Below are 20,080 nucleotides of genomic sequence, written 5' to 3' on the forward strand. Positions count from 1 at the left end.
AATTGTTCCTCGACTTAAGGCTTAGGAAATCTCGTTTATGGAATAGCCGACACCTCTTGATGCCTTGATCTCGCACGTGGCTTCAAGGGATGCGAGTTTCTTTCGAAGGTTTGAAATATATACCCAGACTACGTTTACGTCTGCTTCGCCGTCGGACCAGATCCTGTCCATGAAGTTGTCAACGGAGATGATCCTTCCGGGAGAAGTCATCAGCATCTCCATCATCTGGAATTCCCTTCCTGAGAGATGGATCTTATCGTGCCCCTCTGTGCAAAGATCGTACCCTGCTCTGTCCAGCGTAAGGTTTCCGCAGGTGAGGTTAGCGGGCGCGAAGTCCTCTTTTCTTCTGAGCATTGCCCTTACTCTTGCAAGGAGCTCGCCCATATCAAAGGGCTTTGGAAGGTAGTCGTCGGCGCCAAGGTCAAGACCCTTAATGCGGTCATCTACTTCAGTCTTGGCAGTCAGGAATAAGACAGGGGTTGAAAGACCTTTTTCTCTTATTTTCTTAAGGACTTCCATGCCGTCCATTCCGGGCATCATGATATCGAGGATTATGCCGTCATAGTCTCCTGCGAGGGCATAGTCTAGGGCGTCAGTTCCGTTATATACTGCATCTACAGTGTAATTGCTGTGTTTAAGGATAGCTACAAGGGCGCTTACCAGTTCTTTTTCGTCATCGGCCAGAAGTAGTTTCATAGCATGTTCCTCCAATTACATTAATTTTATCACAAGTTAACCCGCAGCGCCTGCGATGGAATGGGCTTTACTGATAGGCTTTCTCCAAAGACGGATGAGAAAGAGCGTTCCGCGAACGCACAGGTCCGAGCACATGGCGATCCAAACGCCGGGGAGTCCTAAGATTGGTGCGAGGAAAAATGCCATGGTAAGGCGAACTGCCCACATACTGATGAAGTTTATTATGGATGGACCAAGTGTATCGCCTGCTCCTCTGAATACGCCGGTTGCTACAATCGATGCGGCAAAGAGCGGTTCTGCGAAGGCTTCTATTCTAAGGACCTGTGCACCTAGAGCCTGAATCTCGGGATCCGGTGTAAGGAAGCCCAGAATTGAAGGAGCAAAGATGTACATAAGAATTCCGGTGCAGGTCATGACCAGCATTCCAAGGATGGTTGCAAGCCACCCGAGGCGCTCTGCCAGCTTGTTTCTGCCGGCGCCAAGGCTTTGTCCTATGAGAGCTGTAGCTGCGCTGGCGATTCCGTAGCCCGGCATATAGCAAAGGCTCTCAGCCGATACCGAGAAGGAGTTGGCTGCAAGGGCTGTAACACCCAGGGGCGAAACAATCCTTGTGCAAAAGACATATCCCCAGCCCATGATTCCCTGCTCGATGGCAAAGGGGATAGCGATGTGGAGGGCTGCCTTCAGCTCTTTTACCGAGAAAGGAATCTTGTCCTCGGTGCGAAGATGAAGTATCGGGGACTTGATAAGCAGGAAGAACAGGAGCGTAAGTGCAACTATGCCCTGGGAAATGGCGGTACCAAGCGCAGCTCCTGCAACGCCCAGGTTAAAGCCCGGGAAAAAGACCCTTGCCCCAAAGACCGATATGTATCTTGAGGGGAAGATCAGCAGGAAGTTGAAAAAGACATTGAGAAAACACCCCACAACATTTAAGATGCTGGGAGTTCTGATATTTCCGCTACACTGGAGCATTCCTGAGGCTACGCCGCCTAGGTTCGTGATGGGGAGCGCGAGGGCAAAGATTGCAAAATAGATGGTTGCTTCTCTTACGATGTCCTCAGATCCACCAAGCCAATAGGGGAGATGCCCGCTTATGGCAAAGCAAATAAGACCGATCAAAGAGCTGAAGACAAGGACGGATATAATGCCGTGCTTATTGATAGCTCTTGCCTGGGGGAACTTCTTGGCGCCGATATTGTGAGCCACCTGGACGGTAAAGCCCATTGTAACTGACCTGCAAAGACCACCGATGAGCCATGTTGTTGAGGATACAAGTCCTATGGCTGCCGATGATGTGGGGCCAAGACGCCCTACCATTGATTGGTCTACATATTCCATTATTACGGTTGAAATCTGGGAAAGTATGGCCGGGATACTCAGCATCGCAATGATATAGAGCTGGTCCCTAAGAGTAATTTCACTGCCGTTTCGTATTTGTTCAAAATAATCTCGTTTCATCGGAATTAGTATAGCATACGCGGGGAAAAATGGTATTATATTAAAAAAATGGGAAGTGGATACAATGATTTTATTTTTTGATGTTGACGGAACTTTGTGGGATTACAAGAACTATATCCCGGAGAGTACAAAAAAGGCTATTAAGCTTGCCCAGCAAAAGGGGCATAAGTGCTTTATCAATACAGGAAGAGCAAGGGCTTTTGTATATAATAAGGAGCTTTTGGGAATCGGGTTTGACGGTATAGTTTCTGCCTGTGGCTGCATGATCGAGTATGAGGATAAAGTTCTTTTCAATAAGCTCATGACCAGGGATGAAGGGATAAGGACCATGGAAGCCGTGAAAAAGCATGACTTTAAGGCTATCCTTGAGGGTCCGACTTACCTGTATATGGATAAACCGGACTTTGCAGGCGACATGTTTGGACAGAAGGTCATCAGGGAGATGGGAGAAAGACTTCTTGGCATCACCGATAAGTGGGGAGAGTGGGAGATGAACAAGCTCTCATGTATCTGCGACAGTCCGACAAGGGATGAGTGCTTTGAAGAGCTTTCGGATATCTACGATTTCATGCTCCATACCGACACAATCGTAGAGATGGTGCCAAAGGGATTTAACAAGGGCACGGGAATCAAGGAAGTATGCGAGCTTCTCGGGTGCGATGTGTCTGAAACCGTGGCATTTGGCGACTCCATAAATGACAAAGAAATGCTCGAAGTAGCAGGAACTTCAGTAGTCATGGGAAGAGCTCCCGAGGAAGTCAAAAATCTGGGAACTATTGTGACAGAAAACCTCGAAGATGACGGTATTTGGAGGGCTTGCGAGAAACTAAATTTATTTTGAAAATAGGGGTTAAGATTCTTTTCTGCCTGCCGATATTATAAATGCAGATTTGGTAGAGGAAAGGATTCCTATTATTATGATGGATTTTGGTTTCTTGGCAGCAGCCGACAGCATAACAAATACATACCTTAATCAGAATTCAGCAAGCAGCGCAGTTTCCGCAATAGGTGCGCTTGATGACGAGACCAAGAAGAAATTCGGAGAGCAGTTTGCTGAAGCGTATGATTCCATGATAGCTACTAAAATGCTGAGCGAGAATATGCGCCACAGCTATGAGGTTACTCATTCTGATGATCTTAAGTTCCATGCAAATCGCCTCGGATATTCCATAGATAACAGAGTTATCGATATGCTTCATATCCAGATTTCCGATGATATGACAGAAAAGGTAAGCAGCGCTATGAACAATGCGCTCGAGGCCATGTTATAATAAATTGACATGAATAAATTCAGTTTAAGAAGACTTTTAATTTGTGTCCTGCTCATAGGCAGTGCGATCTTCAATGTCGCTGCGTGGATGAGCAGGTCTTTTTCTGATTATTACACTGATAATATCTTTCCGAAGTTAACAAGCGTGTATGGGAGATTTACCAGTCTTTTTCGCGTGTCTGTGGGGGAGAGGCTATTGGTGCTGCTTCCCATTCTGCTGATTTTTTTAGTGATATCTTTTTTCATTAAAAGAGATTTCGCAAAGTGGTACAGACGGGTGCTGGCGTTGGTGCTTTCTGTGGTGGTAGCCGTAATGTCTTTAAACTGCTTCGTGCTCTATCACTGCACGCCACTTAGCGTTTCGGAGACAGAAGGTGAAGAGTATTATCTGGATGATCTGGCTACACTCAGGGATTATATAGTGACTAAGTGTAATGAGATGGCAGAGCTCATGCCAAGGGATGCGGACGGAAATGTTGTCTACGACGGCGACATGAATGAGACTGCAAGGGTGGCCATGGCGGGGATTGCCGGAGAGTACAAGAGGCTTGACGGGTACTATGTTAGGCCAAAGGCGTTGACTTTCTCGGGATTCATGAGCCAGCAGTACATGCAGGGGTATTACTTCCCGTTTTCTATGGAAGCTAATTACAACGATCTGATGTACATAATGAACAAGCCTTTTACCATGTGCCATGAACTGGCGCACACTCACGGGTACATTTATGAGGATGAGGCAAACTTTCTGGGATTTCTGTCCTGCATTAAGTCAGATGATCCGGTGTTTGTTTACAGCGGATATCTGGGAGTTCTTAATTATGTAAACAACGATTTCTACAAGGCGGTTGATGAGGATGAGTACAAGTCCCATGTGAAGATATCCGATACTGTTCGCTACGATGATCAGTTCCTTACCGAGCAGGCTTGGGAGCTGGTTGAAAAGAGAGCAATCCTGGAGACAAAGACGGTTAAGAAGGCAGCAGATACATTCATCGATACGAACCTTAAGGTCAACGGAGTATCTTCCGGTAAGGTGAGCTACACCCACGTGGTGGCGCTGCTTCTGGACTATTACAGGGCAAATTCGTATAATTGATTTCGAAATATTTAAATTTGATTGGGAGAGAACATGAAGAATAACAAGAGGAAATTTATTCCCTTAATTGCAGCACTTATGGCTGTTTTACTGGTGGCCTGCGGACCATCGGATGAGAAGCTTGCAGAGGCAGAAGAAGCAAGGAGTCTCCTTGCTCAGGCCAAGCAGACAGCAGAGGATACCTACCTTGACGTGTCTGATACGACTCAGCGAAGCATCCTTGATTCGCTCTCTGATAAGGAAGCTGAGATCGAGCAGCTGGATTTCACCAAGATGAATGACAAGAAGATCGACGAAGTCCTGCCGACTATAACGGAGCTCACAGAGAGCTATCAGAATATTGGAAAAGAGCTTTCAGGCGTCCTTACAAGTGAGACTCAGATTAAGGAAGAGAAGGCAAAGCATAAGGGCCTTGAAGTTTACTTTATAAATAAGACGGGAATGAATCTTTCAAAGATCGTTCTTCACGATATTTCCGCAAATACATATAGCGACAATTTTATTGGAGACGGTGTTACGCTTCAAAGCGGATATACACTGATGGGCGTGACACTTGATATCTATTCAGACAGTAGCGAGTGGGAATTTGTTATCACAGATGATGCAGGCACTGAGTATAACCTGAGCTGCGAGAGCTTAAAGGGCGAAGACTTAAAGGGAGCATCCATCGTGCTTAACTACGACTCCACTGCTGCTACTGGCGAAGCAACCCTTGGCGGCTATTTCCCAGAACCGGAACCGGAACCCACAGAGGCTACCGAAGCCGGCACTGAAGCTGAAAGCGCAGATGCTGCTGAGGGGGCTAGCACCGACGCTGCCACAGAATCAACATCAGAGTGAGTCACCGGGGACGTTTCAGATTGACTCATTTTGAGTCAATCTGAAACGTCCCCAATGACTCAAAAAAGACCTTGACGCTCAATGCGCCAGGGTCTTTTTGCATTTGCTGCAATATCCGTATATTTCAAGATGGTGTCCAGTTACTTCGAAGCCCGGAAGGGTGGTCTCAAGGTCTTTTGAAATCTCATGAAGAGGACAGGTGGAGATGGTGAACTTCTCGTGGCAGCCAAGGCACACGGCATAGTGTCTGTGGGTCTGCTTCTTGAGCTCATACACTGCGTTGTCCTCAGTGGTGAGAACAGATTTCTCGATCATTCCTGCCTTCTCAAAGGCCAGGAGATTTCTGTAAACCGTGGAGAAAGCATACATCTCTTTTGACGCCTTCTCGTTCAGCGCGCTGTAAATCTCAGCAGCTGAGAGAGGCTCATCTGCCAGGTAGAGAACTTTGTAGATATCAATTCTCTGCTTGGTCTTTTTTACGCCCTCGGGCCAGTTCTTTTCTATTGTTTCATCAAATGAATGTGAATGAATTTTGTGCGTCATATCTTTATCCTCAATCACTATCAGAGGGTTATTCCAAGAACATCAATAAGAAGTCCTGAGAGAGTTCCGATCAAAAACAGCAGGATAGCTACGTTGAAGTTTACCTTCTTCTCCGGGTTTACTCTAAAGAGCACCATAAGGCCTATTCCTGCGCCGACTAAAAGTCCTGACATCATGGTTCCAAGGGTTATCATCTGATCAAGGTAGAGTGTAGTGATGATAACTGAAGGTGCGCAGTTGGGGATAAGTCCGATGAGTCCTGCCAGAATGTGGCTCACAACAGGGTTTGTCTTAAGGAGCATGGACAGGTGATCCTCGCCGATCAGGGTGATAATAATACTAAGTAAAAGAGTGAGTACAAGCACGAACAGGAAGATGTGAAGGGTGTGCACAAAGGCTGACTTAGCCATGCCCTTTAAGGTTGCATCCTCTTCGTCATCGCAGTGGCAATGCTCTTTTTCGCAGAGCTCATTAATTCTCACGGGATCCTCAGCTCTTTTTCCGCGAGCCTTGTGATAAGCATGGACAGCGAAGTCGATGATAAAGCCGGCGATGATACCGATAACTGCCTTGAGGGCCAGGATTTTGACCATTGTGCCCACAGGGAAGTGCTCAGAGATAAGAAGAGGTATCATCTCATCTGAAGTTGAGAGATAGATCGCAATCAGAGTTCCCAGGGTGATGACACGTCCGGCGTAGAGGTTTGAAGCTGCTGCCGAGAATCCGCACTGAGGGAAGATACCGATAACGCCGCCAAGGAGCGGTCCAAAGTGCTCGGTCTTCTGAACAACGTTCTCCGTGAACTCAGCTGTTCTGTGCTCTAAGTATTCCATAGCAAGATATGTTAAATAAAGGAAAGGCAGGATCTTGACAGAGTCGATCACTGCATCAAGAACTATATCGATAATTACGTCCATTACAGACTCCTTTCTGATTCGGTAAATGCAAATGCAAATCATTTGCATTTAGAATATCTGCAAAAAAATACCAGCTCATTGCTGGTTTATCAAAAAGCGGGTGATGGGAATCGAACCCACGTATCCAGCTTGGAAGGCTGGTGTTCTACCATTGAACTACACCCGCATGGTGCTGACAAGAAATTATAATAACTAACTTTGCATGGTATGTCAAGCGCTTTTATTATAAATTACTTCCTATTTAGTTTGACAAGCATATAATAGAGGTGTTATTATTTTTCCTACCAAGTTAGTAGGAATTACGAAAGGAAGATTTTAACTATGTCTGAGAATTCATTATTGCAGGTAAAAGACCTCTCAGTATCAATCGACAACGAATTGCCGATCCTTCATAATATTAATCTTGATATTAAGCCCGGCGAGACACACGTACTTATGGGACCCAACGGAGCAGGTAAGTCAACACTCGGATTTACTCTCATGGGCAATCCTCATTACTGTGTAACACAGGGAAACATCCTCTTTGAGGGCCAGGATATCACAGATATTTCAGCTGATAAGAGAGCCAAGGCAGGAATGTTCTTATCATTCCAGAACCCATACGAGGTTCCCGGCATTTCTCTCGGAAGCTTTATCAGAAACGCATATCACAACCAGACAGGTGAGCCTGTTAAGCTTCTTGCATTTAAGAAGTCACTCAAGGCAGCTATGGATATTCTCTCCATGGATGAGTCCTATGCAGACAGAGACTTAAACGTAGGATTTTCCGGCGGTGAGAAAAAGAAGGCTGAGATCCTTCAGCTTCTTATGTTAAAGCCTAAGTTCGCCATTCTGGACGAGACAGATTCAGGTCTTGACGTTGATGCTGTTCGTACAGTTTCAAAGGGTATCGAGGAGTACCAGAAGAAAAAGGACGGAGCTCTTCTTATCATCACCCACAGCACCAAGATCTTGGAGTCACTTCACGTAGATTACACACACGTTCTTGTTAAGGGAAACATTGTTCATACAGGCGACGGAAGTCTTGTAGATGAGATCAATGCAAACGGATTCGAGAGATTTGTGAAAGAGGATTAAAATGGCTGATACTAATAACAAGCAGGTTGTGGCCGATATTGACCGCAGCCTATACGATTTTAAAGACGTAGAGAGCGAAAAAGACTTCTACCGTATGGCCGAGGGTCTTACCGAAGAGACTGTTCTTAAGGTTTCAGAGGAAAAGAACGACCCTGAGTGGATGCGCGATTTCAGACTTGAATGTCTTAAGCTCTACAACGATATTAAGGTACCTGACTGGGGCCCAAGCATTGAAGGCCTCGACATGGACAAGATTTCTTCCTATGTAAGGCATAAATCCGATATGAAGGGCAAGTGGGAAGACGTTCCCGAGGATATCAAGAACACATTCGAAAGACTCGGTATTCCTCAGGCTGAGAGAGAGTCCCTTGCAGGTGTAGGAGCTCAGTACGACTCAGAGCTTGTATATCACAATGTAAAGGACGAGGTTGCAGCCCAGGGCGTTATCTACACTGACCTTGAGAGTGCTTTAAGAGGTGAGTATGCAGACATGATAAAGTCTCACTTCATGAAGCTCGTACCTCCCACAGACCACAAGTTTGCAGCACTTCACGGCGCTGTATGGTCAGGCGGATCCTTCGTTTACGTTCCCAAGGGAGTTAAGGTTGATATCCCTCTGCAGTCATACTTCAGACTTAATGCTGCCGGAGCCGGACAGTTCGAGCACACACTTATCATCGTTGATGAAGGCGCAGATCTTCATTTCATAGAAGGTTGCTCAGCTCCTAAGTACAACGTTGCCAACCTCCATGCCGGATGTGTTGAGCTCTACGTTGCCAAGAATGCAAGACTCAGATACTCAACCATTGAGAACTGGTCCAAGAATATGTACAACCTCAACACCAAGAGAGCTATTGTTGAGGAGAACGGTATCATGGAGTGGGTTTCAGGCTCTTTTGGCTCCCACACATCATACCTGTATCCTATGACAATCCTCAAGGGTGATAACTCCAAGATGGAATTTACGGGAATCACCTTCGCCGGCAAGGGACAGAACCTTGATACCGGAGCCAAGGTAGTACATCAGGGCCAGCACACAAGCTCAGTTATAAATACCAAGTCCATCTCCAAGGACGGCGGAATCGGAACCTACAGAAGTAGTGTCATCATCCAGAAGTCGGCCAAGAAAGCCAAGGCATCTGTTTCCTGTGACTCTCTTATGCTGGATTCAATTTCCAGGGCAGATACAATCCCCGGAATGGACATCCGTACCAATGATGCAGATGTAGGACACGAGGCTAAGATCGGAAGAATCAGTGATGAAGCGATCTTCTACCTGATGAGCAGAGGAATAAGCGAAGAGGATGCCAAGGCCATGATCGTAAGCGGCTTTGCAAATCCTGTATCAAAAGAGCTGCCTCTTGAGTATGCGGTAGAGATGAATAACCTGATCAAGCTCGAGATGAGCGGAAACGGCTGATAAGGGGAGAGCAGATGAGTAATGATTTGAACATGAAGGTCAATGTGCTGCCCGTTCTTACATACAATTTCCTGCATGTAAACGACAGTACCCTTCAGATAAGCGATTTTAATATTACAGGTGGGAACGCTCCTTTGGCAAAAGAGCTGCCGGCAGGCGTAACTGTAGAAAAGGCAGTTCCATTTGCAGAAGCGGGAGAGATATTTAAGAAAAACAATGACAGGATCCTGGCTCCTATTGACGGACATGTTGAGCCAAACGGTGATACTTCCGCAAGGGATAAGGACCAGGCGCTTCGTACCGGAATGGGCGCAGATGTAGACGGCCTTATGACAAGCCTTGGTGCTACAGTAGATATCTACACTGTAGAAGAGGGCGTTAAGGCAGATAAGCCCATCGTCATAAGCTATGACATGAAGAATGGAGATGCTTCTCTTTCAGGCCAGATAATTCATGCCAAGAAGAATTCAGAAGTAACTGTTGTCATCGCATACACATCAGATAATGACGCATCGGGATTTGTAGGAGTCAGCACAAGACTCTTTGCAGAGGATGGCGCCAAGATAAACCTTGTTAAGACCCAGCTCCTTGGCGAAGGCTTTGTTCACTTCGATGATATCGGTGGAGCATGCCTTTCTGATGGCAAGATCGACCTTGTGACTTTGGAGCTTGGCGGATGCAAGACCCTGACAGGAGCTTACGTCAACCTTGCCGAGAAGAATACAGTATTTACCAGCAATATGGGCTACCTTGTAAGAGGTGACCACAACCTTGATATCAACTACGTAGCTGATCACCGAGGCAAAAAGACAGAGGCAGGAATGCAGTTTAAGGGAGTCCTGATGGACAATGCGTCCAAGACCTTCAGAGGAACCATTGATTTCAAGAAGGGAAGCTCAGGGTCAGTTGGCGATGAGCAGGAAGATGCACTCCTTCTTAGTGAGGACGTTGTAAATAAGACAATGCCCGTGATCCTTTGCCAGGAAGAAGATGTTGAGGGAAGACACGGAGCAACCATAGGTGAGCTTGGTGAGGATCTTCTGTTCTACATGCAGACCCGTGGTATTGATGAGTTAGAAGCCAAGAAGATCATGATCAAGGCAAGACTGGACAGTGTAGCAGGCCTGATTCCGGATCCCGAGATCAAACAAAAGACACTTTATTACATTCAGAACATAGTTTAAGGGGATAATCATGAGCGCACCTAGCGATTTTCGCAAGGACTTTGAGATCTTAAAGTCCGGCGAGTACATATACTTTGACAATGCTGCAACTTCACAGCGCCCAAGGCAGGTACTTGAGGCTGTAACAAACTTTTATAACACAGCCAATGCCAATCCTTTAAGAGGACTCTACGACTGGAGCATGGCAGCAACAGATGCCTACGAGAGTGCCAGAAAGACAGTTGCAGACTTTATCGGCGCAGATTCAACCGAGGAGATCATCTTTACAAGGAACACCACAGAGTCTTTAAACCTTGTAGCGTACAGCTACGGACTTGAGAATGTTCATGAGGGAGATGAGATCGTGATCACCGTTATGGAGCACCATAGCAACATGCTTCCATGGCAGATGGTTGCCAAGAAGAATGGCGCCAAGCTCATTTACCTTGAGCCCGATGAAGAAGGCGTTATCTCCAGAGAGGAATACACCTCCAAGATCACAGACAAGACCAAGATCGTGGCAATAGGCCATGTATCCAATGTATTTGGAGTTACCAATCCGGTAAAAGAGATTGCGGAGTATGCCCACTCCAAGGGAGCCGTTGTAGTTGTTGACGGAGCCCAGTCAGCGCCTCACATGGCAGTTGATGTTAAGGACCTCGGCTGCGATTTCTTTGCCCTTTCAGGACACAAGATGCTGGCACCCATGGGAATAGGAGCACTCTACGGAAAGAGAGAGCTTCTTGATAACATGCAGCCTTTCCTGCGCGGCGGTGAAATGATAGAATATGTAACAAGGGAAGATGCAACCTACGCAGAGCTTCCTCACAAGTTCGAGGCAGGAACCGTTAATGCCGGAGATGCTGTGGGACTTGAGGCAGCTATTAAGTATATTCAAAATGTCGGATTTGAGACCATTGAGGCCCAGGAAGTTAAGCTTACAACTCTCCTTATGGAAGGCCTTGCTAAAATGCCTTATATCAAGGTATATGGCTCAAAAGACCCTAAGAAGCACTGCGGAATCGTAACCTTTACCATGGACGGAGTTCATCCTCATGACCTGGCATCGGTACTTAACGACGACAAGGTTTGCATCAGAGCAGGACACCACTGTGCTCAGCCCCTTATGCAGTTTATCGGAGCTGGCTCTACAGCAAGAGCAAGCGTATATTTCTACAACACCGAGGACGAGGTTAAGCAGTTCCTTGACAGACTGTCTAAGGTAAGGGAGGTCATGGGATATGGAGCTTAAACAGCTTTATCGCGAGATAGTTAACGAACACAATCTTCATCCGGTACACAAAAGGGTCATTGAGAACCCTGATCTGGTACTCAGAGGTGTCAATCCCAGCTGCGGAGACGACATTACACTCAGCCTTAAGATCAAGGACGGCGTCATCGAGGACGGCGGCTACGAAGGATCAGGATGCGCTATTTCACAGGCTTCTGTGGATATGATGGTGGATCAGATTATCGGCAAGAAAACTGATGAGGCTATAAAGCTTGCCGAAACCTTTATGGGAATGATAAAGGGAGAAATAACGGACGAAGAAACTTTAGAGAGTCTTGATGAGGCAGCAGCCCTTCAGGATGTGGCTCACATGCCTGCCAGAGTAAAATGCGCTGTGCTGGGATGGAGAACCATGAAAGAGATGATCGAGAACCCTGAGAAGGCAAAAGAGTAAGTTGTCAGAGCATCTGCACCAACGTGGTGCAGGTGCTTTTTTTATATTCAAGAAGAATAAGTTTCCTGCAAGGATTTGTGGCAGAATCGTACTATTCAAGCGCTGGGACATGAAAAAACAAGCAGAAGGGGGATACTCCTGACTGAAATCTGTGGCAGAAGCGCAGTGTTCAGCCTCCGGGACATGAAAAAAGCAAGCAGAAGGGGGTATTCTTGACTGAAATCTGTGGCAGAAGCGTAGTGTTCAGCCTCCGGGACATGAAAAAATCAAGCGCAAGGGGGTATTCCTAGCTGAGATCTGTGGCAGAAGTGCAGTATTCAGGCGCTGGGACATGAAAAAACAAGCAGAAGGGGATACTCCTGGTTGAAATCTGTGGCAGAAGCGCAGTGTTCAGCCTCCGGGACATGAAAGGTGGGCAGAAGCACTGGCGGCTTTATACCTTATCAATGCCCGCTTAATGACCAAACAGCCATCTGGGGATAGCTGTCAATGGAACCGTGGAATAAACCGCAGCAACCGGGAGTGATTTAGGGATGAATTGCGTTATGCCGATGAGGTTGCGAGGATTTATGCCGCGAAAGTCCATTGATAGATATCCCAAGATGGGTATAATCATTAGCGCGGGAATTGATTAAGGGGGCGTGTAAAGTGAACCATGCCGACAGACTCGCGTTGAAGTGAGCCACGCAATACTCGAAGTTTTCTTCGCAAATTTCTCGTTTACGCGGCGTTCGAGGCTGAGAAACAATGAGCAGCGCCACTCGAAACGGCTTTGCCGTTCCTCGTTCGCGGACATTCGTCCTATATCCAATAATAAAAACGTCTGATTTTAAGCAAGCTTAATCAGACGTTTTTTTATTGGATGCACTGCTCATTGTTTTCGCGCAAAAAGAAAGTACCATCCCCATGGGATATACCCACGAAAACAGTACTCGGCGTGCACCGCCAGGGTCTCGAACCCTGGACAACCTGATTAAGAGTCAGGTGCTCTACCAACTGAGCTAGCGGTGCGTTTTTTATTTGCGTCGTTCTTAACGACAAGTGATATCTTACTACGGCCCAAAATAAAATGCAAGTACTTTTTTTAAATTTTTCAAAAAAATTTTTGGGAAATATGATAAAATAGTTTGAATTAGTATAAAAGGAGCGGGTTTTACATGATTTTTGATACCCATGCTCACTACGATGATGAGCGATTTGATGAGGATAGAGATGCCCTTTTAAGGTCCATGAAGGAAGCGGGCATTGGAAATATAGTAAATATCGGAGCTAATATGGCGAGCTCCCGGAGATCTCTGGATCTGGCAGCGGAATACGACTTTATGTACGCTGCTGTGGGAGTACACCCCAGCGACTGCGCAGAGCTCGACGATGAGAAGATAGAGAAGCTGAAAGAGATGAGCTCTTTTCCCAAGTGCGTAGCAATCGGAGAGATAGGCCTTGATTATTACTGGCCGGAGCCTGATCACGAGCTTCAGAAGAAATGGTTTAAAAGACAGATCGCCCTGGCCAGAGAAGTGGAGCTTCCGATCATTGTTCACTCAAGAGATGCAGCTGCCGATACGGTGGATATTTTAAAGAGTGAGAATGCGGGAGAACTTGGAGGTGTTGTCCACTGCTTCTCCTACTCAAAAGAAGTTGCAGAAGAGTGCGTTAAGATGGGCTTCTATATAGGAATCGGCGGAGTCCTTACCTTTAAGAACGGTCGCAAGATGAAGGAAGTTGCCGAGGCTATCCCGATGGAGAGGATCATTTTAGAGACGGATTGTCCGTATCTTGCTCCGGAGCCCTTTAGAGGAAAGCGCAACAGCTCTTTATACCTGCCTTATGTTGTAAGCGCCATGGCGCAGATAAAAGGTATTTCAGAGGAAGAAGTAATTAGCATCACAGAAGCTAACGCAAGAGAGATGTACAGGCTAAAGGCCTAAGAGAGGATCATATGGCATATTTGGGAAACAGCGCCCGTACCAAGGAAGTGCTTGCCAGGTACAACATGAGCGCCAAGAAGAAGTTTGGACAGAACTTCCTGATAGACGGAGGTGTCCTTGAAGGAATTGTAGAGGCAGCAGGAGTCACTGATAAAGACTGCGTCCTGGAAATCGGACCGGGCATCGGAACACTTACCCAGTATCTTGCAGAGGCAGCAGGCAGAGTCGTTGCTGTGGAGATTGATAAGACTCTTTTACCTGTTCTTGCTGATACACTGTCTGAATATGATAACGTTACTGTTATAAACGAAGATGTGCTCAAGGTGGACATAGACAGGATCATTGAGGAGTACAACGAGGGACGTCCCATCAAGGTGGTGGCCAACCTTCCATATTACATAACCACTCCGATAATAATGAAGCTCTTTGAGAGCGGAGCTCTTATAGAGAGCATTACGGTAATGGTCCAGAAGGAAGTTGCCGACAGAATGGCAGCAGGTCCGGGGAATAAGGACTACGGCTCTTTGTCACTGGCAGTAGGTTTCTACGCGGAGGCGAATACTGTGATAGATGTTCCGCCTAGCAGCTTTATACCTCAGCCGAATGTGGGATCGGCGGTGGTAAAGCTCACCAAGTACCCTGAGCCAAAGGTAAATGTTAAGGATGCCAAATACCTGTTTGAGATCATCAGGACCTCTTTTAACCAGAGGAGAAAGACACTCTCAAACTCCCTTTCAAACAACGCATCATTGGGTGTTTCAAGGGATAAGGTCAGTGCTGCTCTTGTAAAGATGGGGATCGATGAAAGAGCGAGGGGTGAAACGCTCACACTTGAGCAGTTTGCAGAGCTTTCTGACATTTTACAAAGCTAGGGCGCTATGTTAAACTTACTACTAGATATTGTATTGTTGGTTCCAAAGAGGTGGATATTTTGGATAAAGTTGAGTATAGAATCAGGGCCGATGAAATCAAGGCTTTGATAGGGGAAGGCAGATTTGCCGAAGCAGTTAAGATTGCAGATACTATAGACTGGAAGCGTGTTAAGAGCGTTCAGATGCTCTGCACCATCAGTGACCTGTACAAGATCAACAGGCGTTTTCAGGAGAGTAAGGACGTTCTTCTGATGGCCTATGACAGATACCCTACAGGAAGAGCGATCGTTTACTCGCTGTGTGAGCTTGCCATCAAGATGGGTGAGTTTGTTCAGGCGGTTGAGTATTACAAAGAGTTCGTAAGGATCGCGCCAAGGGATACAGGTAGATATATCCTTCAGTACAAGCTCTACGAGGCACAGGAAGTAAGCCTTGAGGAGAGGATCGCTGTACTTGAGGAGTTCAAAAAGCACGACTACAGGGAGAGATGGGCATATGAACTGGCTTACCTCTACCACAGAGTAGGGCTTACCACAGAGTGTATTGAGGAATGTGACGAGATGTTCCTCTGGTTTGGTGACGGCAGATATGTCATGAAGGCGCTTGAGCTCAAGGCACTTCATGAACCTCTTTCACCTGAGCAGCAGGACAGGTACCTGAGATACAAAGAAAAGCACGGCGGAGCAGTGGATCCATCCATCGTTTCCGAGAAGGACGAAGTGGGCAAGGACGAGACCAGGACTGTTGAAATCAAGCAGCCCACCAAGGAGATGCCTCCCGTAACCGAGTCCGTTATAAATTCTTACAACGAGGGAACTCTTCCCGAGGAGCTTAAGCAGCCCGTGGAGGAGGACCTTGGAGAGACCAGAGAGTTCGACAGGATTGTCTACCCAAGTATCAGCGAGATAAAAGAGCCTTCGGTAGATGTCAGTTCATATAACACAGTTAACCTTCAAAAGGCAATCGCAGCAGGTCTTCAGGAGATCATCGGAGATAAGGACGATGAATCCAAGGAAGAGATCACCAAGATCTTTGAGCCTGTAGAGGCAGAGCCTGCACAGAACACAGTTCAGCCCATCACAGAGGAAATCTATGAGGATGAAGATCTAGAAGAGCCTGAATATGTGCTTCCTGAGGAAATCTCAGAGGAGCTTCCTGAGGATGAGATCGTAAAGGCAGCAGAAGAGGCTGAGGCTACAATAATCTATCAGCCTGTTGATCCCGATGCTCTGGCTACGGAAGATGCAGAGACTGAGGAGCCTGAGAGTGTTGCTGATATTGACAGCGATACAAGAGTATTTGAGCCTGTAGCTTCCGGCATGCAGGAGGTCTTTTTCGACACTGATCCCAAGATGGGAATCGAGATCAAGTATGGCGGAAACGGACCAATCCTTGGCGAGGAGAAGGTTATAACTCCCGAGGAACCGGCCATCATGGCAACAGCTTCAGAGCCTGAACCTGAAAACTACGAGGAGCCCGAAGAGGAAGAAGAGGCTAAGGAAGAGAATCCCGTTATCCAGCCTTTTAAGGCCTTCAACTATGAAGAGAAACCTCTTGAGGATGAAGTTCCCGGTGCAGTAATACATCCAAATGCAAGTTACCAGATGCACAGCCAGTTCGAGACCATGCTGGCACAGGAGCCTGACGGTCAGATCAGTATGGCTGTTGAGCCCGAGCCCGAGGTTGAGAAGCAGATCACAGGCCAGATCAGCATACAGGAATATCTGGACAACTGGGAGGCCTTTAAGAAGACCCAGCAGCAGAAGCAGCTTGAGAGTGTAAAGAAGAGAGTTCTTGACGAGACCGGCGACATGTTCGCTGAGTTTGACTCCAAGACCAGAGAAGGCCTTCAGGAGAAGCTTGAAAAGGCCATCACAGATGCCATCAACAAGGACAGCTATGCCAAGGCATCAGGAAGAGGCGACTGGAGCGTCAAGAGAGAAGACGTTATAAATGCAGCTGTAGAGGAAGTCATGGACGAGGAGTCCCGTCCTGAGCCTTCAGAGGAGCAGCTTTTAGAGGAGATACCGGAGGAGCTTCCGGAGGAAGTTGATGCAGATACACCCACAATCGATGCAGAGATGGTGGCAGCAGAAACGTCAGAAGAGGCAGAGTCTTCAGAGGAAGAATCCGCAGAAGAGCCTTCTGAAGATGAGGCAAAAGAGCCTTCAGAGGAGCCTTCAGAATCTGATGAAGCTGATGAAGCTGAAGATGAGGATGATGACGAAGAGGGTGAAGAGGAAAAGGAAGAGCCGGCAGCCAAGACAGAACCGGCACCTGCGCCTGCTCCCAAGAAAGCTCCTGTTCCCACAGAGAAAAAGAAACAGCCGCATCACATCGGAAACAGAGAGCTTGAAGAGCGCGTAAGAAGCATGACTCCTGAGGAGAAAGAGCTCTTTGGACCATATATACACCACAAGAAATCAAGAAGACAGATCATCAATGCCATTGATAATCTCAGCATGGATCCGTTCTCCGGAAACGCCATCGTTACCGGTGATGAGGGTGCAGGCACCGTAAGTCTTGCAAAGGGTCTTATAAAGGCCATGCAGGCTTCAGACTCCAACTTCAGCGGTAAGGTTGCCAAGATCACAGCCAACACCCTGAACAAGAAGAGCACAGCCAGCATTTTTGATAAGCTTGCAAACGGTGCTCTGATCATTCAGAGGGCAGCAGATCTGACACAGGAGACAGTCAGCGAACTCCTCAAGATCCTTCAGCAGGAGAACAAGGGCCTTGTGATCGTCATGGAAGATACCAAGGAAGACATGGACAGATTCCTTGATAAGAATCCGTCCCTTAAGCAGAGCTTCAACGTCAGGGTTGATATCGAAGCCCTCGATGACGACTCCCTTGTAGCATACGCAAGGCAGTATGCTCTTGAGAAAGAGTATGCCATCGATAACCTTGGAATTCTGGCTCTTCACACAAGAATTTCAGAGAGGCAGACCCTGGACCACGACGTAACCGTATCAGAAGTGAGAGATATCGTGGACGATGCCATATATTATGCGGAAAAAAGAACCGTCGGTCATTTTGTTGATGTAATAGTTCACAAAAGGTACGATGAAAATGATATGATAATACTTAGAGAAAAAGACTTTATGCATGACTAAAATTTTCTTTAGGGGGCACGAATGAGTCAAAAGGTATTTATTTCAGAAGACGACGAGTATTTATTTGGACAGGGTACACATTACGAGATATACGACAAACTGGGAGCTCATCCTTCAGAGGAGAACGGCAAAAAGGGATACTTTTTTGCTGTATGGGCACCAAATGCAGCAGATGTTCACGTAGTCGGAGACTTCAACGGATGGGACGAGAATGCCCATCAGATGCACAGGTCAAAGACCGGAAACATCTGGATGCTCTTTATTCCGGGAGTTGGGATAGGCGAACTTTATAAGTACCTCATCACAGCTCAGGATGGAAGAAAGATCTATAAGGCAGATCCTTATGCAAACTTTGCTGAGCTTCGTCCCGGCAACGCATCAAGGACAACGGATCTGTCCGGCTTTAAGTGGTCTGATAAGAAGTGGTACGACAGCATCAAGGGTAAGGAAATGAAGCGCATGCCCATTTCCATTTACGAGTGCCACATCGGTTCCTGGATGAAACATCCTGACGGAACAGAGGACGGTTTTTATACCTACAGAGAGTTCGCAGACAGGATCGTGGAATACTTACAGGAGATGAAGTATACCCACATCGAGCTCATCGGTATCGCTGAGCATCCTTTTGATGGTTCCTGGGGATATCAGGTAACCGGCTACTATGCACCGACTTCAAGATACGGCGAGCCTACAGACTTTATGTATCTTGTTAACAAGCTTCATAAAAACGGAATCGGAGTAATCCTTGACTGGGTACCGGCGCACTTCTGCCCGGATGAGTTCGGTCTTGCATGCTTTGATGGAACCTGCATCTACGAGCATCCGGACCCAAGGAAGGGAGAGCATCCTGACTGGGGAACCAAGATATTCAATCTTGAGAAGCCCGAGGTCAAGAACTTCCTTATTGCAAATGCTCTTTTCTGGATCCGCAAGTTCCATGTAGACGGACTTAGAGTAGATGCCGTTGCTTCCATGCTCTATCTTGACTATGGCAAGAAGGACGGACAGTGGGTTCCCAACAAGTACGGTGACAACAAGAATCTTGAGGCCATTGAGTTCTTCAAGCACTTCAACAGCGTTGTAAGAGGAACATATCCTGAGGTTCTGACAATTGCCGAGGAATCAACAGCATGGCCTAAGGTTACAGCTCGTCCCGAGGATGACGGACTCGGCTTTGCCTTTAAGTGGAATATGGGATGGATGCATGACTTCTGTGAATACATGAAACTGGATCCATACTTCAGGCAGGGAGCTCATTACATGATGACCTTTGCCATGAGCTATAACAACGCAGAGAACTATATCCTGCCTCTTTCTCACGATGAGGTTGTTCACCTTAAGTGTTCAATGGTTGAGAAGATGCCGGGTTACAAGGTTGATAAGTACGCAAACCTCAGAGTTGGCTACACATACATGTTCGGACACTCCGGCAAGAAGCTCCTCTTCATGGGACAGGAGTTTGGTCAGGAGAGAGAGTGGAGCGAAAAGAGAGAGCTTGACTGGTTCCTTCTTGAGAATGACCTCAACAGAGGTATGAAGGACTATGTTGCAGAGCTCCTTGAGATGTACAGAAAGTATCCTGCCCTCTACGAAGTCGATGATGACTGGGGCGGATTTGAATGGATCAATGCCGATGACAAGGAGAGAAGCACCTACAGCTTCTACAGAAGAGCATCAAACGGCAAAGACAACGTTCTCTTTGTTCTTAACATGACACCGATGGAGAGAAAGGGATTCATGGTAGGAGTTCCGTTTGCCGGAACCTACACCCATATCCTTGACAGCGCCGAGGTGAGATTCGGAGGATCGGGAAGTAATATCGCACCCAAGATCAAAGCTGTAAAAGGTCTTTGCGATTACAAAGACTACAGCATAACCTTTGATCTTCCGCCTTACGGAGCCGAGGTATTTGTTTTCCAGACTCCCAAGCTAAAGAAAAAGAATTGACCTGCCGAAATAGAAGGTGATGGATGAAAAGTCCATCACCTTTTTGCATGTC

At 46.9% G+C, this 20,080-nt stretch carries 17 protein-coding genes and 2 tRNA genes; 13 read left to right on the forward strand and 6 right to left on the reverse strand.

Features of this window, described 5'->3' with window-relative positions:
- Positions 1–21 precede the first annotated feature (21 nt).
- Both G633_RS0104565 and G633_RS0104570 read right to left on the reverse strand, forming a co-directional pair.
- Positions 22–696 carry a response regulator transcription factor gene (locus tag G633_RS0104565; RefSeq protein WP_022769339.1) on the reverse strand — a complete coding sequence of 225 codons (675 nt, stop codon included), beginning with the start codon at positions 694–696 and terminating at the stop codon, positions 22–24.
- Positions 697–732: 36 nt separating this feature from the next.
- Entirely contained in the window at positions 733–2,154 is a 1,422-nt protein-coding gene (locus tag G633_RS0104570) for an MATE family efflux transporter (protein ID WP_051199942.1), read from the reverse strand.
- 64 nt (positions 2,155–2,218) lie between these two features.
- Here G633_RS0104570 and G633_RS0104575 point away from each other — a divergent pair, with 64 nt between their 5' ends.
- From G633_RS0104575 to G633_RS0104590, 4 genes are all read left to right on the forward strand, one after another.
- On the forward strand, positions 2,219–2,995 hold the full coding sequence (locus tag G633_RS0104575) for a Cof-type HAD-IIB family hydrolase (RefSeq protein WP_035770682.1): 777 nt from the start codon (positions 2,219–2,221) through the stop codon (positions 2,993–2,995).
- 76 nt (positions 2,996–3,071) lie between these two features.
- Entirely contained in the window at positions 3,072–3,425 is a 354-nt protein-coding gene (locus G633_RS0104580) for a hypothetical protein (RefSeq protein ID WP_022769343.1), read from the forward strand.
- A gap of 87 nt (positions 3,426–3,512) precedes the next feature.
- Positions 3,513–4,520 carry a DUF3810 domain-containing protein gene (locus G633_RS0104585; protein ID WP_242838828.1) on the forward strand — a complete coding sequence of 336 codons (1,008 nt, stop codon included), beginning with the start codon at positions 3,513–3,515 and terminating at the stop codon, positions 4,518–4,520.
- A 33-nt stretch (positions 4,521–4,553) separates the two neighbouring features.
- Complete coding sequence (locus G633_RS0104590) at positions 4,554–5,360, forward strand: hypothetical protein (protein WP_026519200.1); 807 nt, start codon at positions 4,554–4,556, stop codon at positions 5,358–5,360.
- A 78-nt stretch (positions 5,361–5,438) separates the two neighbouring features.
- Here the strand turns inward: G633_RS0104590 and G633_RS0104595 are convergent, their stop codons facing one another.
- The 3 genes from G633_RS0104595 to G633_RS0104605 form a co-directional block, all read right to left on the reverse strand.
- Positions 5,439–5,903 carry a Fur family transcriptional regulator gene (locus G633_RS0104595; RefSeq protein ID WP_051199947.1) on the reverse strand — a complete coding sequence of 155 codons (465 nt, stop codon included), beginning with the start codon at positions 5,901–5,903 and terminating at the stop codon, positions 5,439–5,441.
- A gap of 20 nt (positions 5,904–5,923) precedes the next feature.
- Positions 5,924–6,820, reverse strand: coding sequence for a putative manganese transporter (locus G633_RS0104600; RefSeq protein WP_026519202.1), 897 nt, complete (start codon positions 6,818–6,820; stop codon positions 5,924–5,926).
- A 95-nt stretch (positions 6,821–6,915) separates the two neighbouring features.
- Positions 6,916–6,986: transfer RNA gene (locus tag G633_RS0104605), tRNA-Gly, on the reverse strand.
- 155 nt (positions 6,987–7,141) lie between these two features.
- Here G633_RS0104605 and sufC point away from each other — a divergent pair.
- From sufC to sufU, 5 genes are read left to right on the forward strand one after another with little or no spacing between them, the layout of a single operon-like run.
- Positions 7,142–7,897, forward strand: a complete 756-nt coding sequence (gene sufC / locus G633_RS0104610; protein ID WP_022769350.1) for a Fe-S cluster assembly ATPase SufC — start codon at positions 7,142–7,144, stop codon at positions 7,895–7,897.
- A 1-nt stretch (position 7,898) separates the two neighbouring features.
- Entirely contained in the window at positions 7,899–9,317 is a 1,419-nt protein-coding gene (sufB, locus tag G633_RS0104615; RefSeq protein ID WP_026519203.1) for a Fe-S cluster assembly protein SufB, read from the forward strand.
- Between the two features lie 14 nt (positions 9,318–9,331).
- The gene (locus G633_RS17405) at positions 9,332–10,501 is read left to right on the forward strand and encodes a SufB/SufD family protein (RefSeq protein WP_051199949.1); all 1,170 of its coding nucleotides are present in this window, start codon (positions 9,332–9,334) and stop codon (positions 10,499–10,501) included.
- Positions 10,502–10,511: 10 nt separating this feature from the next.
- On the forward strand, positions 10,512–11,732 hold the full coding sequence (locus G633_RS0104625) for an aminotransferase class V-fold PLP-dependent enzyme (RefSeq protein ID WP_022769355.1): 1,221 nt from the start codon (positions 10,512–10,514) through the stop codon (positions 11,730–11,732).
- Positions 11,722–12,165 (forward strand): Fe-S cluster assembly sulfur transfer protein SufU, encoded by a 444-nt coding sequence (sufU, locus tag G633_RS0104630; RefSeq protein WP_022769356.1) that lies wholly within the window; start codon positions 11,722–11,724, stop codon positions 12,163–12,165. The genes G633_RS0104625 and sufU overlap by 11 nt, the downstream gene beginning before the upstream one ends.
- Positions 12,166–13,103: 938 nt before the next feature.
- On the opposite strand, the gene G633_RS0104635 is transcribed toward sufU, so the two are convergent.
- Positions 13,104–13,176, reverse strand: a tRNA-Lys gene (locus tag G633_RS0104635).
- A 146-nt stretch (positions 13,177–13,322) separates the two neighbouring features.
- On the opposite strand from G633_RS0104635, the gene G633_RS0104640 reads away from it, so the two are divergent.
- From G633_RS0104640 to glgB, 4 genes are read left to right on the forward strand one after another with little or no spacing between them, the layout of a single operon-like run.
- Complete coding sequence (locus G633_RS0104640) at positions 13,323–14,093, forward strand: TatD family hydrolase (protein WP_022769358.1); 771 nt, start codon at positions 13,323–13,325, stop codon at positions 14,091–14,093.
- Between the two features lie 11 nt (positions 14,094–14,104).
- A complete protein-coding gene (rsmA, locus tag G633_RS0104645) occupies positions 14,105–14,965 on the forward strand; it encodes a 16S rRNA (adenine(1518)-N(6)/adenine(1519)-N(6))-dimethyltransferase RsmA (RefSeq protein WP_022769359.1) in 861 nt (286 codons plus the stop codon).
- Between the two features lie 59 nt (positions 14,966–15,024).
- Positions 15,025–18,081: a hypothetical protein gene (locus G633_RS0104650; RefSeq protein ID WP_022769361.1), complete on the forward strand. Its 3,057-nt coding sequence runs from the start codon at positions 15,025–15,027 to the stop codon at positions 18,079–18,081.
- A 21-nt stretch (positions 18,082–18,102) separates the two neighbouring features.
- Positions 18,103–20,028, forward strand: a complete 1,926-nt coding sequence (gene glgB / locus G633_RS0104655; protein WP_022769362.1) for a 1,4-alpha-glucan branching protein GlgB — start codon at positions 18,103–18,105, stop codon at positions 20,026–20,028.
- The last annotated feature ends 52 nt before the right edge of the window (positions 20,029–20,080 follow it).

It is taken from the genome of Butyrivibrio sp. FCS006, assembly GCF_000424525.1.
Lineage (GTDB): Bacteria > Bacillota > Clostridia > Lachnospirales > Lachnospiraceae > Butyrivibrio.